Here is a 22,387-nt window from a genome sequence, read left to right on the forward strand (position 1 = left end):
CTCGCTTCAGGTATTCCCGCCCGTGAGCGTCTGGTTGGCCATCCGCTCCGAGAGCTTCGCCACCGCCGTGTGATCCTCGCCTGGCCCCAGATGCGTCGCCGCCGCCGCCCAGAGTTCGCGCGTCAGCGCCGAGAGCGGCGTCGGCACGCCGGCTTCCTTGCCCACCTCGATGGCGATGGAGAGATCCTTCACCATCAGGTCCAGCCCGAAGCCGGAATCGAAGCGCCGCGACAGCACGAACTGCCGGAACTTCTTCTGGGTGGAGTTGTTCATGCCGGTCGAGGCGTTGAGCACATCCACCATCAGCCCGGGTTCGAGGCCGAGCTTCTGGCCGATCAGCAGCGCCTCGATGCCGATGAGGAAGCCGCCGGCGCTGACCAGGTTGTTCAGCGCCTTCATCGCCTGGCCCGCGCCCGTCTCGCCGCAGCGGTGGATGGAGGTGCCCATCGCGCGCAGCAGCGGCTCGGCCGCGTCCAGATCGGCCTTGGCCCCGCCCGCCATGATCGCGAGCTCGCCCGTCTTCGCGCGCGGCACGCCGCCCGAGACCGGGCAATCCACCATGCGGATGCCGCGGGCAGCCAGCCGCGCCGCGATCTCGCGCGTGCGCGTCGGGTTGCCCGAGGTCATGTCGATGAAGAGCGCGCCCTCCGGCAGGGCCGGCAGCACGGCGTCGGCGACGATCGCCACTTCCTTGCTGGTGGGCAGGATGCAGAGGAAGGCCTCCACGCCCTTCGCCGCCTCGGCGGGCGAGGCGGCGGCCGAGGGAGCGATGGGGCCGCCCACCTCGCTGACGAAGCGCGCCACCCGCTCGGGCGAGATGTCGGTGACGGTGACGTCATGGCCGGCCTTGATGAGGTTGGCCGCCATGGGCCAGCCCATATTGCCGATGCCGGCGAAGGCGAGGCGCGCCATGGGTTACTTCTTCGCCTTGGCGGCCGGCTTCTTCGCGGGGGCGGCGGCCTTCGCCTTCTTCGCGGGCTTCTCCGCCTTGGGCTGGATCGCGCCCTCGGCCAGCAGCACCTCATGCGTCGCCTTGAAGGCGTCGAGGCCGGCGGGGATGCCGCAATAGGCGGTGGCGTGCAGCAGCGTCGCCTTGATCTCCTCGACCGTCACGCCGTTGGCCAGCGCGCCCTTCACATGCAGCTTCACCTCGGGGATCTTTCCGAGGGCGGTGAGCATGGCGAGGTTGATGATGGAGCGCGTCTTGCGGTCCAGCGTCGGGTCGCCCCAGGCCCAGCCCCAGGCCCAGGCGGTGGTGGCGCGCTGGAAGGACATCATGAATTCGTCGGCCTTGGCCATGCTGCCATCGACGTATTCGGCGCCGAGCACGGCGCGGCGGATGGGCAGGCCCTTCTTGAACAGCTTGTCGTCGTCGAGCGCCATGGAAGTTCCCCTCGGCTTGCTGGGTCGTTGAAAGATGCCGCAGGCTAAGCCGCGCGAAGCAAGGGTCAATGGGAGGTCGGGATGTTCTTTGAAGGGTTCACGCTGGAGACGCGGCAGGTGGACGGCATGGCGGTGCGCTTCCGCCGCGGCGGCAAGGGCCCGCCGCTCCTGCTGCTGCACGGCAATCCGCAGACGCATGCGATGTGGCACCGCGTGGCGCCCGACCTGGCCGAGCGCTTCACCGTCATCGCCGCCGATATTCGCGGCTATGGCTTCTCGGCAAAGCCGGGACCGACGCCCGATCACGCGCCCTATTCCAAGCGTGAGATGGCGAAGGATGTGGTGGGGCTGATGCGCGGCCTCGGCTTCGATCGCTTCAGCATCGTCAGCCATGATCGCGGCGCGCGGCTCGCGCATCGCGTCGCGCTGGACCACGCGGCCTGCGTGGAGAAGCTCTGCGTGATGGACATCGTCCCCACGCTGCATCACTTCGAGCATGCCGACATGAAGTTCGGCCTCGGCTACTATCATTGGTTCTGGTTCGCGCAGCCGCATCCGGGGCCGGAGACGCTGATCAGCGCGGATGTGGAGGCGTGGTTCGACATCCACACCTCGCGCGAGCCGAAGGATCGCAGCTTCTTCCACCCGGAGGCGCGGGCCGATTACCTGGCCGCGCTGCGCCTGCCGGGCACCGTCACCGCGATCTGCGAGGATTACCGCGCGGCGGCGAGCATTGATCTGGAGCATGACCGCGCGAGCCGCGCGGCCGGCGAGCGCGTGCAATGCCCGGTGCTGGCGTTGTGGGGTTCGAAGGGCAAGATCGGGCAGTGGTATGACGCGCTCGCGGTATGGCGCGCCTATGCGGACGGGCCGGTGAGCGGCCATGCGGTGAACAGCGGGCATTACCTGGCCGAGGAAGCGCCCGGCGAGGTGCTGGCGGCGCTGCGCGGCTTCCTTGGCTGAGGCGATCAGCCTTCGCGTCGCGACGCCGGAGGATGCGGCGCGCGTCTCGGCGGTGCTCGCGGCCTCCTATGGCACGCTGTGGCAGGGTGCCTATGCCGCGGAGGCGCTGGCCGCCGTTTTGCCGCTGGTGAGCCGGGCGCGGCCGGAGCTGCTGGCCTCCGGGCGCTACTTCCTCGCCCTGAACGGTGAGGTTCTGGTGGCGGTGGGCGGCTGGAGCCTGGAGGACCCGGCGACGGGACGGGCCATGCCCGGGCAGGGCCATGTGCGGCACTTCGCGACGCATCCCGGGCATCTCCGCCGGGGCGCCGCCGGGCTGATCCTGCGGCGCTGCCTGGCGGAGGCCGAGGCGGCGGGCGTGACGGAGATGCTCTGCCTCGCCAGCCTGCCGTCGGAGGCCTTCTACGCCGCGCAGGGCTTCAGGACGCTGCGGCGGGAGGAAACGCGGATCGGCGGCCGGATCGTGCTGCCCTCGCTGCTCATGCGCCGCGGCGGCTAGGCGCTTACTCCCGCACCACGGCGGGGAGCAGCGCGGTGGGGCGGTGGGCGGGGGTGCAATGGTCATTGTCGCGGCGGCGCACGCCGAAGCGCAGGCCCGTGGCGTCCAGCGCCAGCAGGTCATGATCCTCGCGGCATTGCGCGACCGGCTTCCAGTTCGCGCAGCCGGTCACGGAGATGTCCACCTCCTGCTGCGGGATGAGGCCGCAGCCCTCGAAGCCGAAGGCGCGGATCAGCGCGGGGTCCTCGGTCAGCAAGGTCACGAATTTCGCATCCTCGAAGAAGACGGCCTCGAAGGCGCCGGGCAGGGCGGAGGATTCGGCGCCGATGCGGTAGGGGCCCAGGGTGCGGAAGCGGAAGGTCGGGCGCTGCATCCCGCCGTCGAGCGCATGGGTGAAGACCAGGCTCCAATGGCCGTTCTCGAAGGTGAAGCGGCGCGTGCCATGGCCGCCATACCAGGGCTCGGGCGCGGGGCTGGCATAGGTGCCGGACAGGCTCTCCAGCGCGCCGCGCGGCGCCTGGGCCGCGAGCGGCGGCGCGAGGAGCAGGGCGGCGAGGAGGGGGAGGATGCGGGTCATGGGCGGTCTCCGGTTCGGTCCGGCGGCATGCCGGCGCCTGACCTGATGAGCCGTGAGGGGTGCGGGTTTCGACAGGTGGCCGCGAAAACGCTTGAAGGAAAAGGTATTTAGTCCTAGAAACGGGCAGCCACCGCCCGGATTCCGGGCCGGTGTTCCGCCCCCCCCTGTGGCGCATGATCTGGCCCGCCGCCGTGCCGGGCCGCAGGCCGCGCCACGCCTGGGATCAGGCGCGTTTCGCGGGGCCGGGCATTTGTCCGAAAGCCTGTGAATCGCGGAATCCCGCGCTCAATCGCCGAGCGCCGCGCCATCCCGCCTCGGGTCGGCCGCGCCTTCCAGCCCGCCGGGGATGCGGCGGATCACCTGAAGCCCGGTGTTGATCGGCACCACGCGGGGTGCATGGCCCATGGCGGTCAGCGCGGGCGCGAGGGCAGCGGCGGGCGTGCCCTGTTCCAGCTCCACCGCGCCTGATTGCGCGCCCAGGCGCGGGCGGGCGGCCGCGGTCCAGGCATCATGGTTCCAGGCCAGGATCTCGGCCAGGCCGCCGGCCACGGCATCGGGAATCCAGGAGCCGCCGCCGGCGCCGATCACGATCTCGGGCGCGCCGGTCGCGTCGAAGATGATGCTGGGCGCCATGGTCGTCGCCGGGCGCTTGCCGCCCTGCATCCGGTTGGGCGAGTTGGATTGCGGGTTCACGGCGAAGTTCGTGTTCCCGTTGTTGAGTGCCACGCCCATGGCCAGCAGGTCGGCGCCGAAATTGAGGTTATTGGTGGTGGTGAAGGCGACGGCGCCGCCCATCGCGTCCATCACCGAGATGTGGCTGGTCATCGGCGCGTTCTCGGGCGTGCCGGGCGTCACCTCCGGGCGCGCCTGGCTGGGGCTGATCAGTTCGGCGCGTGCATCGAGGTAGCGGCGAGCGACCATCGCATCCTCCGGCACGGTGACGAAGCGCGGGTCGCCCACCCAGCGCAGCCGGTCGGCGCGGGCGAGGCGGCCGGCCTCGATCAGCAGGTGGGCGGCGTCGGCGCTGCCGGGCGTGGCCTGGGCGAAGCCCGCGCGCTCCAGCAGGCCCAGTTGCTGGAGCACCGCGACGCCGCCGGAGGACGGCGCCGCGGCGGTGCAGATGCGCCGCGCGAAGGCCTGGCCGCACAGCGCCTCCCGCTCGATGGCGCGGTAGCCGCGCAGGTCCTCGGGCGTGAGCAGGCCGGGGATGGCGCCGGTGCGGGTGGCGGCAAGGAAGGCCTCGGCGAGCGGCCCTTCGCGCAGGGCGGCGGCGCCATGCGTGGCGACGTGGCGCAGCGCCCCGGCCTGGGCCGGGTTGCGGAGGATGTGGCCGGCGGGGTGGGGCGTGCCGTCCTCGGCGTAGAACAGGGCGCGGAAATCGGGATTTGCGCGCAGCGCGGGCGCGCGGGCGGTGAGCACGGCATGCAGGTAGGGCGGGATGGGGAAACCCTGCTCGGCCAGGCGGATGGCCGGTGCGAAGAGGCTGGGCCAGGGCAGGCGGCCCAGCGCCGCATGGCCGGCCTCCAGGGCTGCGATGCTGCCGGGAATGGCGACGGCGCGGCCGCTGCGGGCCACGCTGGCGGGCAGGCGTGTGCCGTCCGGCTCGAGCGTCAGCGAGGGCGTGGCGGCGGCGGGCGCCTCGGCCACGCCGTCCCAGTGGCGCGTGCGGCGCGCGGCGGGGTCCCAGGCGAGCAGGAGGCCGCCGGAGAAGAGGCCGGAGGCGTGCGGCTCCACCAGGCTCAGCACGGCCTGGGCGGCAATGGCGGCGTCCATGGCGCTGCCGCCGGCGCGCAGCATCTCGAGCCCGGCGGCCGAGGCCATGGGGTTGGCGGTGGCGACCATGTGGCGCGTGGCGCGCATGGCCTCGGCCTGGGCGGCGAGGGGCGCGAGGAGGAGCAGAAGGAGCAGGGCGCGTCGCATCGGGCTTCCGGTGGCCTGGGTTCTTCGCCACGATGGCGGAACTTCCGGGAGACCACCATGCGCCGCCGCTCCGCCCTCGCCCTGCCCTTCCTCGCCACGGCCGCCCTGGCCACGCCCGCCTTGGCCCAGCCGCAGGCGCCGCGCGGCATCCGCGTCATCGTGCCCTTCGGGGCGGGCGGGATCATTGACGTTGCGGCGCGGCTGCTGGCCGAGCCGATGGGCGCGGAGCTGGGCCAGGTGGTGCTGATCGAGAACCAGCCGGGCGCGGGCGCCACCATCGGCGCGCGCAACGTGGCCCGCGCGGCGCCGGATGGGCAGACGCTGCTGGTGAGCGGGGCGGCGCATGCGGTGATGCCCGCGCTCTACAATGACGCGCCCGACCCGGCGCGGGACTTCACGCCCATCACGCTGCTCTCGCAGCAGCCCTTCCTGCTGGCGGTGCATCCCTCCAACCCCGCGCGGAGCCTGCCCGCCTTCCTGGCCTGGCTGCGCGAGAAGCGGGATACGGCCACCTTCGGCACCACGGGGGTGGGCGCGGCCTCGCACCTCGCGGGGGAATTGCTGAAGAAGCTGGCCGGCGTGGATTTCACCGTGGTGCCCTATCGTGGCACGCCCCAGGCGGTGACGGACCTGACGGCCGGGCGGCTCGACTTCATGATCGACAGCCAGACGCTGCTGGCGCCCCTGGCCCGCGCCGGGCAGGTGGTGGGGCTGGCGGTGACGACGGCGGGCCGCTCGCAGCTGCTGCCGGATCTGCCGAGCATCGCGGAGGTGGTGCCGGGCTTCGAAAGTTCCTCCTGGCAGGGGATGTATGCGCCAGCGGGGCTGCCCGCGCCCATGGCGACGCGTCTGGCGGCGGCGGCACAGGCGGCGCTGGCGCGGCCCGAATTGCAGGCGCGCTTCGCCGATGCGGGGCTGCAGATGATGCCGACGGGGCCGGAGGCGCTGCGGAGCTTCCTCGCGGCGGAGACGGCGCGCTGGGTGCCGATCCTGCAGGCGACGGGTGCGCGTGGGGGTTGAGAAGGGGCGCGGCCGCGGAAACGCTTGATCAGAATCGATTCTTTGTCATTGTATGAGTTGCTGCGACTCGGTCGTTTGGCCGCAGTCAGGCCGCTTCTACCCCTCCCGGTGCCAGCCGAGAGGGGTAGGGGTCCATAGAGGTCTTGCGGGATCCCTCTAGGGAGCACCGGCACGGTCGGACCGATACGCGGATGAGAATCCGTTTGTTACCGCTGCGTCAAGTGCTCGTTTTTGCCTCTCGCAGAGTGAGGAGGTGCCGACCGTGGGCAAACCACGTCAGCAACTCCTTCCCGGGTTTGGCCTGATTTTCCGGGCCACTCGTCGCACGCGCAGCGGCCGCGTGCTGGTCGCGAAAGACTATGGATATCGTGGCTGGCCTTTGGTCGTCTGGGTGGGTGAGGACACTCCCGGGTAGGGAAGGCCCGTCGCTCCAAAAGGGGCGGCGGGCTGCCTCCTTCAGTTAGACGCATATGAATGGTTCTCGGCTTTGGCTGGGCTGCGGCGCGCGGGGCTTGAGTGCGGCCCGACGCAAGGCTAAGTCTGCTCTGGAGCGCGGGCGTAGTTCAGAGGTAGAACGTCAGCTTCCCAAGCTGAATGTCGGGGGTTCGATTCCCCCCGCCCGCTCCATCACCTCTCGCCAATGAGACCTTGGTCGATAGCTGCGCTCACGCTGTTGCATCCGATCTGCGCCGATGCCCGAACGCGCTTAGCGCTTCTGCCACTTTCGGGCCGTCCGCCGCGTGAACGCAACCAAGGCGCCCTTTGTTATAGAAAATCATGAAAATTTTAGTATATCTGGTTTCGTCTCACAGGGTCGCTGTGGGAGGGAAATCGGGAACGGACCTTTGGGATGGTTGAAAAATTAGAGAGAATATCGATTCTGTTCAGCTTTGCGGATCAAGCTCCAATATCGGCATTAGATTTGTCGTCGTTTATTTATGACATCAATCGCCTATATGTAATGAGTGTAAATTCGCCGGGATATGAGGACGCGAGGAAATTTGTAAACTTTGGAAGGAATAGCTTTAAAGTACAAAAAAGTAACCAACTAACAATTAAACGCATTCGATTTGAGTCGCCAGGTTTAATCGAAGTCATAGCGGCAGTTTCGGTGGGTGCGGGCGGACTTTGGGCATTTATACAAGCTCTGGAGCGCATAGCTTCATGGCCAATGAACCGGGAGAAGCTTCGGCTCGAAATCGAAAAACTTAAGCGTGATGTGGGCACGCCGCCTCAAACACCGCAGCAAACCAGAGTCGAGCCCTACTTAGAGCAACCGCAGGTCCGGAGCGCGGTGAGGCAGTTGGAGGCCAATCCTATCAAACCTCTCGACATTCAATTGCGGCCAAGCCCTGACCGGTAGCGTAGATAATGACATCTTGCCAATCATTAAACGCGCCGGAAATCCGTGGGATACGTTAGCCCAAGTTCAATGGTGGGGGCCGCTCCCCTCCCGGCTCGGTCCAACCGCCTCAGCCTGCCGGTGTCAGCATCCGCCCCAGCGGCCGGCCGCCCAGGATGTGCACGTGGAAATGCGGCACTTCCTGGCCGGAATGCGGGCCCATATTCGTGATCAGCCGGTGGCCGGGCTGCTCCAGGCCGAGCGACTTCGCGACCGCGCCGACGGCGCGCCAGAAGCCCGCGATCTCCTCCGTCGTCGCACCCGCGTGGAAATCGGCGGCGCTGACATAGGGGCCTTTGGGGATCACCAGGACGTGGGTCGGCGCCAGCGGGTTGATGTCGTGGAAGGCGAGGGCGAACTCGTCCTCATGCACCTTCTTGCAGGGAATCTCCCCGCGCAGGATGCGCGCGAAGATGTTTTGCGGATCATAGGGGGGAAGGCCGGTGACGCTCATGCGGCGCAGGTTAATGCAGGAAGCGCGCCGATGGAATCAGCCGTGATTCACCCCTCCCCCGCCTGGGCCAGGATGCGGCGGGCGCGGATGAGGATGGGCTCATCCACCATCAGCCCATCCACCACGAAGGAGCCGCGGCCCTCGCGTGCCGCCTCTTCGCCGGCGGCGAGCTGGCGGCGGGCCAAGTCGAGTTCGGCCGCGCTCGGTGAAAACCCCTCATTCAGGATGGGCACGAGCGAGGGGTGGATGCAGCTCGCCCCCACCAGCCCGGCGCGCTTGGAGCGGGCGACGAGGGCGCGCACCTTCTCGGCGTCCTTGTAGTCGGCGACGGTGCCGAGCGTGCCGAGCGGGGCCACGCCCGCCGCCACCGCCGCCAGCACCATCTGCCGCTTGGCCATGGCGATGATCTCGTCATCCGCCGCGGCGCCACATTCGGCGGCGAGGTCCTCGGCACCGATGAGCAGGCCCGCCACACGCGGTGAGGCACGGGCGATTTCGTGCAGCGAGCGCAGCGCGGCCGCGGTCTCGACCATGGGGATGATGCGCATATGGCCGGTCAGCAATTCGCAGGCGAGCTGGACGTGGTCCGGGCCCAGCACCTTGGTGAGCAGGATGCCGTCCGCACCGGCGGCCACCGCGGCCTCGATATCCCCCACAGCGAGGCGCAGCGGGCGGTTCACGCGGACCAGCACCTCGGAGCCGCCGGAGCGCGCGATGGGGATGGCGGTGGCGAGCGCGGCGCGGGCCTCGGCCTTGCGCTCATGCGGGATGCTGTCCTCGAGGTCGAGCAGGATGGCATCCGCGCCGGCGGTCGCGGATTTCTCCACAAAGCGCGGCACATTGGCCGGCACGTAGAGCATGGAACGCCAGATGCGGGCCATCACTTGGTCTCCCCGTCGAGCACGATGCGCGCGGCGCGCAGGCGTGCGAGTTCCTCGGCACCCAGCAGCGGGGCGAGCAATGCGTCATTGTCCTGGCCCAGGCTCGGAGCCGGGTTGCGGAGGATGCCGGGTGTCGCGGAAAGGCGCGGCACCTCGCCATGCATGGGCAGCCAGCCGCCGGGTATCTCGGCATCCGGCACTTCGATCAGCGCCTCGCGGCCGGCGACGTAGTGGTCCTGCTCCAGGCCGGCCACGTCCATGATGGGGCCGATGGTGACGCCGTCGCGGTCGAACTGCGCCAGCGCCTCCTCCATGGTGAGCTGCGCCACGGCGTCACGCACCACGGCGTCGATCTCCTCGATGTGGCGGATGCGGTCGCTGTTGGTGCGGAAGCGTGGGTCCTCCACCAGCTCGGGGCGGCCGATGCTCTTCATCAGCTTCACGAAGATCGCCTGGGTGGAGCTGGAGAGGCCGACCCAGCCGCCATCCTTGGTCTGGTAGGCGTTGCGCGGCGCCGTGTTGGTGCTGCGGCTGCCGGTGCGCGGCTTGAGCTTCCGGGTGATGCGGTAATTCGCCATCTGCGGCTCGAGCACGGAGAAGATCGGCTCGAAGAGCGAGAGGTCCACCACCTGGCCCTGGCCGGTGCGCTCGGCATGGCGCAGCGCGATGAGGGTGGATGCCGAGCCCATCAGGCCCGCATAGGCGTCGGCCATGAACATGGGCGGCAGGACGGGCGGGCGGTCCGCATAGCCGTTGATGGCGGCGAAGCCGGAATAGCCTTCCACCAGCGTGCCGAAGCCCGGCTTATGCGCGAAGGGGCCGGTCTGCCCCCAGCCGGAGACGCGCACGATGACAAGGCGCGGGTTGAGCGCGTGCAGGGTCGCGGGGGAGAGGCCCATCTCCTCCAGCACGCCGGGCCGGAAACTCTCGACGAAGATGGCGGCGGTCTCTGTGAGGCGCTTCACCACGGCGATCGCGTCGGGCTGGCGGAGGTCGAGGCAGATGCTGCGCTTGTTGCGGCACCAGGTCTTCCAGGACGTCTCGACGCCGCCGACCTTCCAGGCGCGCAGCGAATCGCCGGCGGGAGGTTCGACCTTGATGACCTCGGCGCCCTGGTCGCTCAGCATCTTGGTGAGCATGTTGCCGGCGACGAGGCGGGAGAGATCCACCACGCGCAGGCCATCCAGCGCGCCTGTCGCCGCCGCGTCGAATTCGCGCCGCGTGAGCATTTCTTCCCCGTTTCCCCACTGCATTGATCGCGGCCGACGCTATGGGCCAGTCTGGATCGGGTCAATGCGGAGGCGGCACAGGTGGCATACGAGGCGAAGCGCGATTTCATCGGATATGGCGCAAACCCGCCCGACCCGCGCTGGCCGGGGGGCGCGAAGCTCGCACTGAACTTCGTGCTGAATGTGGAGGAGGGCTCTGAGCCCTCGGTGCAGGATGGCGAGGGGTTTTCGGAGACGAATCTGAGCGAGGCGCATGGGCGCAACCAGATCCCGAAGGGCCGGGATCTGGCGGCGGAGACGCTGTTCGAATACGGCAGCCGCGTGGGCTTCTGGCGCGTCACGCGGATGTTCGCCGAGCGCGGCCTGCCGCTCACCATGTTCGCCTGCGCCCAGGCGCTGGAGCGCAATCCGGAGATCGCGGCGGCGATCCGCGCGTCGGGCAATGATGTCTGCTCGCATGGCTGGCGCTGGATCAAGCATTTCGAGCTGGATGAGGCGACGGAGCGCGAGCACATCGCGCGCGCCGTCGCCTCGCTGGAGCAGACCACGGGGCAGAGGCCTTCGGGCTGGTATTGCCGCTATGGACCCTCGGTGAACACGCGGCGGCTGGTGGCCGAGCATGGCGGCTTTCTCTACGACAGCGACCATTACGGCGACGAACTGCCCTTCTGGGTGACCATCGAGGGCCAGGGCCACCTGATCGTCCCCTATTCGATGGCGACGAATGACGCGAAGTATTTTGGCTCCATCGGCAATGGCGAGCAGTGGTTCGGCTACATCCGCGACGCCTTCGACACCATGCTGGATGAGGGGCGGCGCGGACGGCCGGCGATGATGTCAGTCGGGCTGCATCCGCGCATCACCGGCCAACCGGCGCGGGCGGCGGGGCTGCGGCGCCTGCTGGACCATGTGATGGCCCAACCGGATGTCTGGGTGGCGCGGCGCGAGGACATCGCGCGGCATTGGGTGGACACGCACCCCTATCCGGGGCGTGGTCTGAACGAGTGAGAATGGCGGCGCTGGGGATATGGCCTCGAACGCCGGGCGCCTGCCCGGCGTTCGACGGCAGCCGAGCTAATCCGCCCGGATGCCCGCCTCGCGCACCAGGCGGCCCCAACGTTGCACCTCTGCCTCCATGAAGCTGCGGGAGCGGTCGGGCTCCCAGCCCAGCATGTCGAAGCCGCCCTCCTCGCCGCGGCGGCGCAGTTCACCGTCGCGCATGGCAAGCTGCGTGGCGCGACTGATCTCCGCCAGCACGGGGCGCGGCACGGCGGTGTTGGTGAGCATGGCCGTCCAGTTGGTCATCTGCAGGTCGGGCGCGTTCGCCTCCAGCACGGTCGGGATGTCGGGCACCAGGCGGTGGCGCGTGGGGCTGGTCACGGCAAGGCCGCGCAGGCGCCCACCCTGAATCTGCGCGAGGCACTCGGGCAGGTTGGAGACCATGAAGTCGAGATTGCCGGCGACGAGGTCGGTCACGCCCGGCGCGCCGCCGCGATAGGGCACATGGGTGATGTTGCCGCCGGCGCCGGAGACGCGGCGGAAGAGTTCGAGGCCCAGATGCGGCGGCGAGCCATTGCCGGAGGAGCCGCCATTGAGCACGCGCGAGCGGGACTGGGCGATCAGGTCGGCGAGGCTGCGCGCCGGATTGTTGGCGTTCACCACGACGACGAGCGGCAGAGAGCCGAGCACCGAGACGGGAACGAAATCCCGCATCAGGTCATAGGGCGCGTTGGGGAAGAGGCTGACATTCACCGCATGCGTCAGCGTGATGGCGAGCAGGGTATGGCCATCGGGCGGGGATTTGGCAGCGGCGTCGGCGCCGATCAGCGCATTGCCGCCGGCCCGGTTCTCGACCACCACGGGCCGGCTCCAGATCTCGGAGAGCTTCTGGGCCACGAGGCGCGCCATGATGTCGGTGAGGCCGGCCGGGGTGAAGGGGACGATGTAGCGCACGGCGCGGTCGGGGAAGGCGGGCGCGGGCTGCGCCTGGGCGAGCATGGGAAGGCCGAAGGGCAGGCCGAAAGCCGCCCGGCGGGTGATGGACATGGATGTTCCTCCGATGGGCGATCCTTGCATTCCGGGGGCGCCCTTATCCCCGAGTGTAGGCGAAGCGAGGGGCTGTTTGGCAAGCTGCGGCGCCTCTGGCGTAATGACCGCGAACGAAGAGGAACCGCCCGATGACCGACGCCTTCCCGCTGCCCAGCGCCAGCCCTGCCGAACTGGGCCTTGATCCCGCCAAGCTCGATCTCCTCTGCGCCCGGATCGAGGCGGACATCGCGGCCGGGCATCACCCGGGCGCGCAGGTGGCGCTGGCGCGTCACGGGAAGCTCGGCTTCTTCCGCAGCTTCGGCGCGGCGCGCCACGGCGTACCGGCGAACGACGCCACGCTCTGGCTGCTCTACTCCAACACCAAGGTGATCACGGCCGCCGGCCTCTGGGCGCTGGCGGAGGAGGGACGGCTGCGGCTGAGCGACACGATCGCGCAGTATCTCCCGGGCTTCGAGGCCGGCGGCAAGGGAGGCATCACCTTCGTCCAGCTCCTGACCCATCAGGCCGGTTTCCCAAGCGCGGAGGTGCCCGCCGCCGCCTGGGAGGATGCGGCCCTGCTGCGTGAGGTGGTCTGCGGCTTCCAGCTGGAGTGGGAGCCCGGCAGCAGCGTGCGCTACCACCCGGCTTCGGCGCATTGGGTGGCGGCCGCGGTGATCCGCGCTGTGACCGGCGAGGACCATCGCGCCTATCTGCGGCGCCGCATCATCGCGCCGCTGGGGTTGGAGGGGGAGCTTTTCGTCGGCGTACCGCCGGAGGTGCAGCCGCGCACCGTGGACATGCATGATGTGGACGGCTCGGTCCGCATGCCGGAGGGGACGGCGGCGCATCGCGCCGCCGGCATTCCGGGCGGCGGCGGCTATGGCACCGCGCGGGCGATGGCGGCCTTCTACCAGGCGCTGCTGAACGGCGGCGCGGTGGCGGGGCGGCGCATCCTCTCACCGCGGATGCTGGGCTATGCCATCCGCAACTACACGGGCGACCGGCCGGATGAGTACAACGGGATGCCGATGCATCGAGGGCTCGGGCCACATCTGCGCGGCGAGACGGCGGGCATTCGCGGGCTGGGCGACATCGCGCATCCCGGTACCTTCGGGCATGGCGGCGTCGGCTCCTCCTATTGCTGGGCCGATCCTGCTTCGGGCGTGTCCTTCGCCTTCCTCTCGAACACGCGCCAGGCGGAGGAATTCCATGGGGCGCGGATGAACACGTTGAGCGACCTCGCCCACGCGGCCATCATTTCGTGAGGAGGCGCACCAGCCCGTCGAGCTGGTCCAGGTCCTTGTAGGCCAGCATCACCTGGCCGCCACGCCGGCCGTGGCGGATCGTCACCTTGAGGCCAAGATGGCCGCTGATCTGCCGCTCCAGCGCGCGTGTCTCGGCGTCGGATTTTGGCTGGCGCGGCGCGGGGCCGACATTCTTCGCCGCCGCCAGGGCTTCGGCCTGGCGCACGTTCAGCCCGCGATCCACCACCTGGAGGGCGAGGGCCACGGGATCCTTCGCCGTGAGCAGGGCGCGGGCATGGCCGGCGGTCAGCGCGCCCTCGCGCAGCAGGTCCCGCACGCGCTCGGGCAGGTTCAGCAGGCGCAGGGTGTTGGCGACGTGCGGGCGGCTCTTGCCCACGGCGCGGGCCAGGGCTTCCTGCGTGAGGCCGAACTGCTCGGTGAGGCGACCATAGCCCTCGGCCTCCTCGAGCGGGTTGAGGTCCTGCCGCTGGAGATTCTCGACGAGGCCAGCGGCCATCGCTTCGCGGTCGGAGAATTCGCGCACCAGGGCCGGCACTTCGTGCAGGCCCGCCGCCTGGGCGGCGCGCCAGCGGCGCTCACCGCCGATGATCTGGTAACGGTTGGATTTGGACTTGGCGGGGCGGACCAGGATGGGCTGCAGCACGCCGTGCTCGCGGATCGAGGCGGCGAGTTCGGCCAGGGCGGCCTCGTCCATTGCCTCGCGCGGCTGGAAGGGGCCGGGCTCGATGGCGCTGACCTGCAGGGTCCGCAGGCCGGGCGCGCTGGCGCTGACGGCGGCGGCATCGCCCAAGAGGGCGGAGAGGCCGCGGCCGAGGGCGGGGGGTTTGGTCATCGGGCGGCCTCCTCGGCCATCCTGGGGTTCAGCCCCGGATGGTCACACTCAACACGGATCAGGATTCGCGCTCCAGATCATTCTTCGCCAGCTCGCGCAGCCGGGCACGGTGGCGGCGCAGGAATTCGGCGGCAAGGCGGGTATAGGCCTCGGCGCCGGGGGAGCGGGGGTCGTAGAAGGTGACGGGCAGGCCGTGCGACGGTGCCTCGGAGACGCGGACATTGCGCGGGATCACCGTGTCGTACACCTGGGACTTGAAGAAGCCCCGCACATCCTGCGCCACGGCCTCGGCCAGGTTGTTCCGGCGGTCGAACATGGTGAGGACGATGCCGTCGAGTCGCAGCTTCGGGTTGAAGCCGGCGCGGACGCGATCCAGTGTCTGGATGATCTGCGAAACGCCTTCGAGGGCGTAGAACTCGGCCTGGAGCGGAACCATGACCGATTCCGCCGCCACCAGCGCGTTGAGGGTGAGCAGGCCGAGCGACGGCGGGCAGTCGAGCAGGATCCACTCGACGCCCTTGAGCGCGGCGGCCCCTTTCTCGAGCGCGTCGCGCAGGCGGGTCTCGCGCTGGGCGAGGTCCACCAGCTCCAGCTCGCCGCCGGCGAGATTCGGGTCGGCCGGGATGATGGAGAGATTGGGGATGGCCGTGGGGCGCAGCACCTCGGCCAGCGGGCGGCCTTCGACCAGCATGGCGTAGCTGCCGGCGCCGCGGGCGGCGCGGGCGATGCCGAGGCCGGTGGAGGCGTTGCCCTGGGGATCGAGGTCAATGAGCACGACGCGCTGGCGAGCGGCGAGGGCCGCGGCCAGATTCACGGCCGTCGTGGTCTTGCCGACGCCACCCTTCTGGTTGGCGAGGGCCAGGATGCGGAAGGTGGCGGGGTCAGACACCGGCAGGGCGTATCTCGCTGAGGCGGAGGATGGTCGCTTGTGCGTCGGTGCGGCTTTGGAACCGCTCCGTCCGCATAAGCCAACGCGGCGCGGCAGCCGTCAACTCCGCCTCGGCATTCCGGCCCTTCAAAAACACCGCGACGCCGCCTGGCGCCAGGATTCGCGCGGCATGGCCGAGCAGATCGTTCAGTGGGGCGAGGGCGCGGGCCGTCAGCACCTGGATCTTCGGCAGGCGCGCGGCCTCGATTCGCGAAGGGTGAACGCGCACATGGTTGAGGCCGAGCGTGCGGGCCGCCTCCATCAGGAAGGCGCATTTGCGCCGGTCGGATTCGACCAGGTGGGTCTCCTCCTCTCGCCCTATGGCGATGACCAAGCCGGGCAGGCCGCCGCCAGAGCCGATATCCGCCAGCGGGCCGGGCGGCAGGAGGGGGAGCATCTGCCACGAATCCAGGATGTGGCGGTGCCAGGCCTCTTCCTCCGGCACGGCGGCGATCAGGTTGATCCGCGCGTTCCAGGCGAGCAGCAGGCGCAGATACGCCCGGAGCTGCGCCTCTGTTTCACGTGGAACATCGAGGCTGGGCAGGTCAGGCTGTTTCACGTGAAACACCTCGCCGCAGATGCACCGCGAGTGCGGCGATGGCCGCCGGGGTGACGCCAGGGATCCGCCCGGCGCCGCCCAGGGTGGCGGGGCGGGCGCGCTGCAGGCGGTCCTTCATCTCGTTGGAGAGGCCGGCGATCTCGGCGAAGTCCACATCGGGCGGGATGGCGAGCGCTTCCTCGCGCTCCAGCAGGGCACGCTCTCCCTCCTGGCGGGCGAGGTAGGGGCCGTAGAGCGCTTCGGCCTCGACATAGGCGCGAACCCGGCGCGGCAGGTCGCGCAGCCACGGGAAAAGACGCTCCGCCGCCTCGCCGGACATGGCGGGCAGGGCCAGCGTATCCAGGGCGCTGCGCCAGCGGCCATCCTGGTTCACCGCGACACCCGCGGCGGCATAGGCGGCAGGCGTCGCGCCCTCGGTCCGGGCCCGGTGCAGCGCCTCCGCCACATCGGTCGCGAAGGCGCGGTGCAGGGTGGAGCGTGCCGGACCGACACAGCCCCAGCCGATGCCCTTCTCCGTCAGGCGCATCCCGGCATTGTCGGCGCGCAGGCTGAGGCGGTACTCGGACCGCGCGGTGAGCATGCGGTAGGGCTCGCTCACGCCCTGCAAGGTCAGGTCATCCAGCAGTACGCCCAGATAGGCCTCCGCACGGCTGAGCGTGGCGGGCGCGGCGCCACCGCCCGCGACATGCGCGGCGTTGACCCCAGCGAGCAGTCCCTGCGCGGCTGCCTCTTCATAGCCGGTCGTGCCGTTGATCTGCCCGGCCAGGAACAGGCCGGCCAGCGCCTTGCACTCCAGCGTCGGGCCGAGCGCGCGCGGGTCCACGTGGTCGTATTCGATCGCGTAGCCGGGCCGCAGGATCACGGCCTGCTCCAGCCCCGGGATGCTCGCGATCATCGCGCGCTGCACATCCTCGGGCAGGCTGGTCGAGATGCCATTGGGATAGACCGTCGGGTCATCCAGCCCCTCTGGTTCCAGGAAGATCTGGTGCCGCTCCCGCGATGCGAAGCGCACCACCTTGTCCTCGACCGAGGGGCAGTAGCGCGGGCCCACACCCTCGATGCGCCCGCCATAGACGGCGGAGAGGTGCAGGCTGCCGCGAATAATCTCATGCGTGCGGGCAGTGGTGTGGGTGATGCCGCATTCCACCTGGCGGTTGGCGATGCGCTCGGTCATCCAGGAGAGCGGTTCGGGCTCCGCGTCGCCCGGCTGCATCTCCAGGCTGGCCCAGTCGATCGTCCGGCCATCGAGGCGTGGCGGCGTGCCGGTCTTCAGCCGGGCCAGCGGCAGGCCAAGGCGCTCCAGCGCCAGGGCCAAGCCCACTGCCGGCGCCTCGCCCACGCGGCCGGCCGGAATGCGCTGCTCCCCGATATGGATCACGCCGCGCAGGAAGGTGCCGGTAGTGATGACCAGCGCGCCGCAGGCGATGCGCCGTCCCGTGCCGGTCACGAGACCCTGCAGGCGGCCGCCCTCGATCACCAGATCTTCGGCCGGATCGCCGAGGATGGTCAGGCCGTCCGTCTCCGCCAGCAGCGCCTGCACCGCCTCACGGTAGAGCCGCCGGTCGGCCTGGGCGCGCGGGCCGCGCACGGCGGGGCCCTTGCTGCGGTTCAGCAGCTTGAAATGGATGCCGGCCGCATCGGCCGCGCGGCCCATCAGCCCATCCAGCGCATCCACCTCGCGCACGAGATGCCCCTTGCCGACGCCGCCGATGGCCGGGTTGCACGACATCTCGCCGAGCTTCGCCGGATCATGCGTCAGCAGCAGGGTGCGCGCGCCACACCGGGCCGATGCCGCCGCCGCCTCGCAGCCGGCATGGCCACCGCCCACCACGATCACATCGAAGCGCATGTCCCACATGGCGCGGCCTATAGCAGCGCCAGCGCGACAGCGCGATTCACCGCGTGCTCACTTGCCGATGCAGAATTCGCCGAACACCACGTCCAGCACCTGCTCGACATCCACGCGGCCGGTGAGGCGCCCCAAGGCGCGCAGCGCGCGCCGCAGCGCCTCCGCGCGGAGCTCGGGCAGCGCAGCATCGGGCAGGCGGGAAAGCTCCTCCACCGCCTCGCCCAGCGCGGCCCGGTGGCGTGGGCGGGTCAGCACGGCGCCATCGGCCAGCCCCGCCCGGGCCGCCGCCGCTTCCTCCAGGCGTTGCCGCAGCGTTGCCAAGCCCTCGCCGGACCGCGCCGAGACGGGCAGGGCGCCTTCCAGCCCCGCATGCGGCAGGTCGGCCTTGTTCAGCACCACCAGCGCATCCGGGCCGCGCAGCGCCCGGGTGGCCTCGTCCGGCGGCGCATCGGCCGCGAAAACCAGCAGGCGCAGATCGGCCGTCTCCGCTCGCGCCAGGGCGCGGCGGATGCCCTCGGCCTCGATCTCGTCGGACGCCTCGCGCAGGCCCGCCGTATCGGCCAGTGTCACCGGCACGCCCGCCAGGATCATCCGCACCTCCACCACATCCCGCGTGGTGCCCGCGCGTGCCGAGACGATGGCCGCCTCACGCCCGGCCAGTGCATTGAGCAGCGAGGACTTGCCCGCATTGGGCGCGCCCAGGATGGCGATGGTCAGGCCCTCGCGCAGCTTCTCGCCACGATCGCCCTCGGCCAGCAGCGTCGCCATCTCGGCGCGCAGTGTGGCCGCATCCGCCTCCACCCGCGCGTCGAGGTCGCCCGGCAAGTCTTCCTCCTCGAATTCGATGAAGGCCTCCTGCCGCGCCAGCAGCTGCGTCAGGCGGGTGGCCCAGGCGGCATGGCGCGCCGCCAGCCCGCCTTCCGCCTGGCGCAGCGCCTGGCGCCGCTGCGCCTCCGTCTCGGCCGAGATCAGGTCGGCGATGCCCTCGGCCGCCGTCAGGTCCATGCGGCCATGCAGGAAGGCGCGGCGGGTGAATTCGCCGGGCTCCGCCGGGCGGGCGCCCAGCGCCGCCAGCGCCTCGGCCACCGCCGCGATCACGGCCGGGCCGCCATGCAGGTGCAGCTCCGCGCTGTCCTCGCCGGTATAGCTGCCAGGTGCGGGGAGCCAGAGCACCAGGGCCCTGTCCAGCGCCACCCCCGCATGGCGCAGCAATCGCAGGCTGGCCCGGCGCGGCGCCGGCAGCGGGCCGGCCAGTGTCGCCAGCACCTCGCCCGTGCCCGCCCCCGAAAGACGCATCACCGCGACCGCGGAGCGCCCGGCCCCGGTGGCGAGTGCGAAGATCACGCTCACGGCTTGGCCGGGAGCACGTCTTTCTCGGTCAGCATCAGCCGTCGCGCGCGGCCCCCGGCCACGAGATGCGCCGCAAGCACCTCATCCACATCCTCGCGGGTGCGGACCTGGTACCAGATGCCCTCCGGGTAGATCACCAGCGTCGGCCCGAACTCGCAGCGGTCCAGGCAGCCCGCCTGGTTGACGCGCACGCCCTTGAGGCCGAGCTCCTTGGCGCGAGCCTTCATGTAGTCGCGCAGCGCCTCGCTGCCGCTGGCCGCGCAGCTGCCGCGCTTGTGGCCGTCCGGCCGGCGGTTGCAGCAGACGAAGACATGCGCCTCGAAATAGGGCGGGGGGTCTGCCTCGGCCATGCGGCCTCCTTCGGGTGATGTTCGGCTCCCATGTAGCAAGCCCGGCCCAGGGGGGAAGGGAGGGGATGCTTGACGCCGCCCCCCTCCGGGTGCTGCATCCCGTCACGCGCGCAACATAGGGAAACATGCCGCAACTCTCGCTCCACACCCCGCTTGGCGAGGTCACCCTCTCGGAAGAGGACGGGGCCATCGTCGCGCTCGACTGGGGCCGCGGCAGCGAGCAGGAGGCGACACCCCTGCTGCGCGAGGCGCGGGACCAGCTGCACGACTATTTCGACGGCAGGCGCGTGCAGTTCCAGCTGCCGCTGGCGCCCCACGGAACGCCCTACCAGCGCCGCGTCTGGTCCGCCCTGCGCGCCATCCCGGCCGGGGAAACCCGCAGCTATGCCGAGATCGCGCGCGAGGTCGCCTCGCACCCGCGCGCCGTGGGGCAGGCCAATGGGCGCAACCCCATTCCCATCCTCATCCCCTGCCACCGGGTGGTCGCGGCCAATGGTGCGCTGGGCGGGTATTCGGGCCTGGATGGGCCTGAGACGAAGCGCTATCTCCTCGCGCTTGAGGCGCGAAGCCTGAACCTGCCCTTCCCCTCATCTTTCTGAACCAGGAACTCCTCCATGAACCACGCCATCCGCGTCCATGAATACGGCGGCCCCGAGAAATTGCTGTGGGAGGAGGTGCCCCTGCCGCACCCCAAGGCGGGCGAGGTGCTGATCCGCCAGAAGGCGGTGGGGCTCAACTACATCGACGTCTATTTCCGCACCGGCCTCTACAAGGCCCCCTCGCTGCCCTTCACCATGGGCATGGAGGGCGCGGGCATCGTCGAGGCGATCGGCGAGGGCGTGACCGAGGTCGCGGTCGGGGATCGCGTCGCCTATGCCTCCGGCCCCATGGGCGCCTATGCCGAGGCCCGCACCAACAAAGCCGACCGCCTGGTGAAGATCCCCGAGGGCATCAGCTTCGAGCAGGCCGCCTCGATGATGCTGCAAGGCATGACGGCCCAGTACCTGCTGCGCAGCACCTACCGCGTGAAGTCGGGCGAGACGATCCTGATCCATGCGGCGGCCGGCGGCGTCGGTCTCATCATGGTGCAATGGGCCAAGGCGCTCGGCTGCACCGTCATCGGCACCGTCAGCACCGAGGCCAAGGCCGAGCTGGCCCGCGCCAATGGCTGCGATCATGTGGTCCTGGCCGGCGAGGACCTGCCCGCCGCGGTCAAGCGCATCACCGGCGGCGCCATGCTGCCCGTCGTCTATGACAGCGTGGGCCGCGACACCTTCACCGCCTCGCTCGACTGCCTGGCGCCGCTCGGCATGATGGTCAGCTACGGCAATGCCTCGGGCGCCGTGCCGCCGATCGACATCGGCATCCTCGCGGCCAAGGGCTCGCTCTACCTGACGCGGCCGACGCTCGGCTCCTACACGATGAAGCGCAGCGACCTCGAGCATGTCGCGGCCGAGCTCTTCGACGTGGTGAAGTCCGGCGCGGTGAAGCTGCAGATCAACCAGCGCTACGCGCTGAAGGACGCGGCCCAGGCCCATCGCGACCTGGAAGCCCGCAAGACCACCGGCAGCACCGTCCTGCTGCCCTGAGGCGGGTGGTGCTGCGCCCTCAGCGCAGCACGAAGTAGCGGTAGCGATAGGCCTCCGTGAGTCCCAGCCCCGCCTGGAGCGCCACGGAGGCCGTGTTCGTAATGGCCACCTGCGCAAAGCAGGTCTTCGCGCCCAGCCCCTCTCCCCAGGCCGCAGCCGCGCGGATCATCCGCTGCGCCAGGCCGCGCCGCCGGAATTCCGGCCGCACCGCGAGGTCGAAGATCCCGGTGAAGCGGCCATCGCAGGTGGCCGACATGGCGGCGGCCGCCCGCCCCTCCTCCTCCAGCACGAGCCAGGTGGCGGGAATGGCGAAGAGCGGTACCGCCTCCTGCTTCTCCGCCTTTCGCGCGGCGGATTGGTATTCCACCGTGCCCAGCACATCGAACCAGGTGGCATCCGGCGCGGTGAGGATCCGGACAGCCGGATCGGCCTGTGCCGCCACCCGGCCATGGGTGACATGGCTCTCATCCGCCTCGGCCCAGCCGCCCGCGCGCAGCAGCGCCTCCAGCCCCGGCGGATCGAGCGGCGCGGAGCGGAAGCGCGGCGTCATGCCGAGGCGCCGGTAATGCGCCGCTACGCGGGTGACGCGCTGCGCCAGTTCGGGATCGGGCGCGGGATCGAGGGAGCAGGCGGCATTCGCCCGCCCCGTCCCGCCCAGGAAGCTGCGCACGACGAAGGGGCCGTCGAAGACGACGCGCGGCGAAGGCAACGCGTTGAGCGTGGCGCGCTCCAGCGCATGCACGAGGGAGAGGTTCATACGGCCTCCCGCGCCAGCTCCGCCATGGCGGTCTGGTAGGTCCGGTCGAACAGCGCCTCGAGGCCAGGATTCACGCCGCGCAGCCCGGCCGCCACGCGCCCCGCCCAGCCGACATACTCGACGCGGCGCGCATGGTTCCAGGAGGCCGGCGGCGCGGAGACGATGGCGCGCAGGTTGGAGATCTTGTCGGCCAGCTTCACCATCTTGGCGGCGGCGGATTTCTTCGGCGCCTGCGAGACCTGCAGCGCCTTGCGCATCTCCTTCGGCAGGCTCTTGTCGTCGGAGACCTCGGCCACGATGCCCGCGACCTCCGCGCCGAAGCGCGCGGCCAGCGCTTCCAGCGTCACCGGCTCGGGGTCATCTGTGCTGTCCTCCACCGTGTCGTGCAGCAGGGCGGCGAGGATGGCGGCCTCCGGCGCATCGTGCTCGGCGAGGATCTGCGCCACTTCCAGCGGGTGGTTGATGTAGGGCTCGGCCGCGGCACCCTTGCGGCGATGCGTGGCATGGACGGCGGCCGCGAAGCTCGCGGCCGCCAATAGCTTCGCGCTCAAGCGC

Annotated in this window: 24 protein-coding genes and 1 tRNA gene; 9 read left to right on the top strand and 16 right to left on the bottom strand. The window is 70.3% G+C overall.

Going from position 1 to position 22,387, the window contains the following annotated elements:
- Nucleotides 1-6: 6 nt before the first annotated feature.
- Both R9Z33_RS01240 and R9Z33_RS01245 read right to left on the bottom strand, forming a co-directional pair.
- Entirely contained in the window at nt 7-912 is a 906-nt protein-coding gene (locus R9Z33_RS01240; RefSeq protein WP_318649483.1) for an NAD(P)-dependent oxidoreductase, read from the bottom strand.
- Between the two features lie 3 nt (nt 913-915).
- Nucleotides 916-1,383: a carboxymuconolactone decarboxylase family protein gene (locus R9Z33_RS01245; protein WP_318649484.1), complete on the bottom strand. Its 468-nt coding sequence runs from the start codon at nt 1,381-1,383 to the stop codon at nt 916-918.
- 81 nt (nt 1,384-1,464) lie between these two features.
- Here R9Z33_RS01245 and R9Z33_RS01250 point away from each other — a divergent pair, with 81 nt between their 5' ends.
- Both R9Z33_RS01250 and R9Z33_RS01255 read left to right on the top strand, forming a co-directional pair.
- Nucleotides 1,465-2,346: an alpha/beta fold hydrolase gene (locus R9Z33_RS01250; protein WP_318649485.1), complete on the top strand. Its 882-nt coding sequence runs from the start codon at nt 1,465-1,467 to the stop codon at nt 2,344-2,346.
- Entirely contained in the window at nt 2,339-2,842 is a 504-nt protein-coding gene (locus tag R9Z33_RS01255) for a GNAT family N-acetyltransferase (RefSeq protein WP_318649486.1), read from the top strand. The genes R9Z33_RS01250 and R9Z33_RS01255 overlap by 8 nt, the downstream gene beginning before the upstream one ends.
- A gap of 4 nt (nt 2,843-2,846) precedes the next feature.
- Here the strand turns inward: R9Z33_RS01255 and R9Z33_RS01260 are convergent, their stop codons facing one another.
- Nucleotides 2,847-3,419, bottom strand: a complete 573-nt coding sequence (locus R9Z33_RS01260; protein WP_318649487.1) for a hypothetical protein — start codon at nt 3,417-3,419, stop codon at nt 2,847-2,849.
- Nucleotides 3,420-3,704: 285 nt separating this feature from the next.
- Nucleotides 3,705-5,339, bottom strand: a complete 1,635-nt coding sequence (locus tag R9Z33_RS01265; RefSeq protein WP_318649488.1) for a gamma-glutamyltransferase family protein — start codon at nt 5,337-5,339, stop codon at nt 3,705-3,707.
- A 57-nt stretch (nt 5,340-5,396) separates the two neighbouring features.
- Between R9Z33_RS01265 and R9Z33_RS01270 the strand changes: the two genes are divergently transcribed.
- The 3 genes from R9Z33_RS01270 to R9Z33_RS01280 all read left to right on the top strand — a co-directional run bounded on the left by R9Z33_RS01270 (nt 5,397) and on the right by R9Z33_RS01280 (nt 7,722).
- Complete coding sequence (locus R9Z33_RS01270) at nt 5,397-6,359, top strand: Bug family tripartite tricarboxylate transporter substrate binding protein (RefSeq protein ID WP_318649489.1); 963 nt, start codon at nt 5,397-5,399, stop codon at nt 6,357-6,359.
- A gap of 552 nt (nt 6,360-6,911) precedes the next feature.
- A tRNA-Gly gene (locus R9Z33_RS01275) sits at nt 6,912-6,986 on the top strand.
- Between the two features lie 223 nt (nt 6,987-7,209).
- Complete coding sequence (locus R9Z33_RS01280) at nt 7,210-7,722, top strand: hypothetical protein (protein ID WP_318649490.1); 513 nt, start codon at nt 7,210-7,212, stop codon at nt 7,720-7,722.
- Nucleotides 7,723-7,831: 109 nt separating this feature from the next.
- On the opposite strand, the gene R9Z33_RS01285 is transcribed toward R9Z33_RS01280, so the two are convergent.
- From R9Z33_RS01285 to R9Z33_RS01295, 3 genes are read right to left on the bottom strand one after another with little or no spacing between them, the layout of a single operon-like run.
- A complete protein-coding gene (locus R9Z33_RS01285; protein WP_318649491.1) occupies nt 7,832-8,215 on the bottom strand; it encodes a histidine triad nucleotide-binding protein in 384 nt (127 codons plus the stop codon).
- A gap of 47 nt (nt 8,216-8,262) precedes the next feature.
- Complete coding sequence (locus R9Z33_RS01290) at nt 8,263-9,096, bottom strand: HpcH/HpaI aldolase/citrate lyase family protein (protein ID WP_318649492.1); 834 nt, start codon at nt 9,094-9,096, stop codon at nt 8,263-8,265.
- Entirely contained in the window at nt 9,096-10,325 is a 1,230-nt protein-coding gene (locus tag R9Z33_RS01295) for a CaiB/BaiF CoA transferase family protein (protein ID WP_318649493.1), read from the bottom strand. Before R9Z33_RS01295 ends, R9Z33_RS01290 begins: the two co-directional genes overlap by 1 nt.
- An 81-nt stretch (nt 10,326-10,406) precedes the next feature.
- On the opposite strand from R9Z33_RS01295, the gene R9Z33_RS01300 reads away from it, so the two are divergent.
- Entirely contained in the window at nt 10,407-11,333 is a 927-nt protein-coding gene (locus tag R9Z33_RS01300) for an allantoinase PuuE (RefSeq protein WP_318649494.1), read from the top strand.
- 66 nt (nt 11,334-11,399) lie between these two features.
- Here the strand turns inward: R9Z33_RS01300 and R9Z33_RS01305 are convergent, their stop codons facing one another.
- On the bottom strand, nt 11,400-12,371 hold the full coding sequence (locus R9Z33_RS01305) for a Bug family tripartite tricarboxylate transporter substrate binding protein (protein WP_318649496.1): 972 nt from the start codon (nt 12,369-12,371) through the stop codon (nt 11,400-11,402).
- Nucleotides 12,372-12,502: 131 nt separating this feature from the next.
- Here R9Z33_RS01305 and R9Z33_RS01310 point away from each other — a divergent pair, with 131 nt between their 5' ends.
- On the top strand, nt 12,503-13,618 hold the full coding sequence (locus R9Z33_RS01310; RefSeq protein ID WP_318649497.1) for a serine hydrolase domain-containing protein: 1,116 nt from the start codon (nt 12,503-12,505) through the stop codon (nt 13,616-13,618).
- On the opposite strand, the gene R9Z33_RS01315 is transcribed toward R9Z33_RS01310, so the two are convergent.
- From R9Z33_RS01315 to R9Z33_RS01340, 6 genes are read right to left on the bottom strand one after another with little or no spacing between them, the layout of a single operon-like run.
- Complete coding sequence (locus R9Z33_RS01315) at nt 13,608-14,450, bottom strand: ParB/RepB/Spo0J family partition protein (protein ID WP_318649498.1); 843 nt, start codon at nt 14,448-14,450, stop codon at nt 13,608-13,610. The two genes, R9Z33_RS01310 and R9Z33_RS01315, sit on opposite strands and share 11 nt — an antisense overlap.
- A 58-nt stretch (nt 14,451-14,508) precedes the next feature.
- On the bottom strand, nt 14,509-15,345 hold the full coding sequence (locus R9Z33_RS01320) for a ParA family protein (RefSeq protein WP_318651596.1): 837 nt from the start codon (nt 15,343-15,345) through the stop codon (nt 14,509-14,511).
- On the bottom strand, nt 15,332-15,946 hold the full coding sequence (rsmG, locus tag R9Z33_RS01325; protein WP_404830636.1) for a 16S rRNA (guanine(527)-N(7))-methyltransferase RsmG: 615 nt from the start codon (nt 15,944-15,946) through the stop codon (nt 15,332-15,334). Before rsmG ends, R9Z33_RS01320 begins: the two co-directional genes overlap by 14 nt.
- Nucleotides 15,924-17,795, bottom strand: coding sequence for a tRNA uridine-5-carboxymethylaminomethyl(34) synthesis enzyme MnmG (gene mnmG / locus R9Z33_RS01330; RefSeq protein WP_318649500.1), 1,872 nt, complete (start codon nt 17,793-17,795; stop codon nt 15,924-15,926). The genes rsmG and mnmG overlap by 23 nt, the downstream gene beginning before the upstream one ends.
- A 48-nt stretch (nt 17,796-17,843) precedes the next feature.
- Nucleotides 17,844-19,136, bottom strand: a complete 1,293-nt coding sequence (gene mnmE, locus R9Z33_RS01335; protein ID WP_318649501.1) for a tRNA uridine-5-carboxymethylaminomethyl(34) synthesis GTPase MnmE — start codon at nt 19,134-19,136, stop codon at nt 17,844-17,846.
- Nucleotides 19,133-19,486 (bottom strand): (2Fe-2S) ferredoxin domain-containing protein, encoded by a 354-nt coding sequence (locus R9Z33_RS01340; protein ID WP_318649502.1) that lies wholly within the window; start codon nt 19,484-19,486, stop codon nt 19,133-19,135. The genes mnmE and R9Z33_RS01340 overlap by 4 nt, the downstream gene beginning before the upstream one ends.
- 125 nt (nt 19,487-19,611) lie before the next feature.
- Here R9Z33_RS01340 and R9Z33_RS01345 point away from each other — a divergent pair, with 125 nt between their 5' ends.
- Together R9Z33_RS01345 and R9Z33_RS01350 are read left to right on the top strand one after the other, a co-directional pair.
- Complete coding sequence (locus R9Z33_RS01345) at nt 19,612-20,085, top strand: methylated-DNA--[protein]-cysteine S-methyltransferase (RefSeq protein WP_318649503.1); 474 nt, start codon at nt 19,612-19,614, stop codon at nt 20,083-20,085.
- 15 nt (nt 20,086-20,100) lie between these two features.
- Nucleotides 20,101-21,075 (top strand): quinone oxidoreductase family protein, encoded by a 975-nt coding sequence (locus tag R9Z33_RS01350; RefSeq protein WP_318649504.1) that lies wholly within the window; start codon nt 20,101-20,103, stop codon nt 21,073-21,075.
- A gap of 19 nt (nt 21,076-21,094) precedes the next feature.
- Here the strand turns inward: R9Z33_RS01350 and R9Z33_RS01355 are convergent, their stop codons facing one another.
- Together R9Z33_RS01355 and R9Z33_RS01360 are read right to left on the bottom strand one after the other, a co-directional pair.
- Nucleotides 21,095-21,832 carry a GNAT family N-acetyltransferase gene (locus R9Z33_RS01355; protein WP_318649505.1) on the bottom strand — a complete coding sequence of 246 codons (738 nt, stop codon included), beginning with the start codon at nt 21,830-21,832 and terminating at the stop codon, nt 21,095-21,097.
- Nucleotides 21,829-22,383, bottom strand: a complete 555-nt coding sequence (locus tag R9Z33_RS01360) for an HD domain-containing protein (RefSeq protein WP_318649506.1) — start codon at nt 22,381-22,383, stop codon at nt 21,829-21,831. Before R9Z33_RS01360 ends, R9Z33_RS01355 begins: the two co-directional genes overlap by 4 nt.
- Nucleotides 22,384-22,387 lie beyond the last annotated feature (4 nt).

This window comes from Sediminicoccus rosea (assembly GCF_033547095.1).
In the GTDB taxonomy this organism is placed as follows: Bacteria; Pseudomonadota; Alphaproteobacteria; order Acetobacterales; family Acetobacteraceae; genus Roseococcus; species Roseococcus rosea.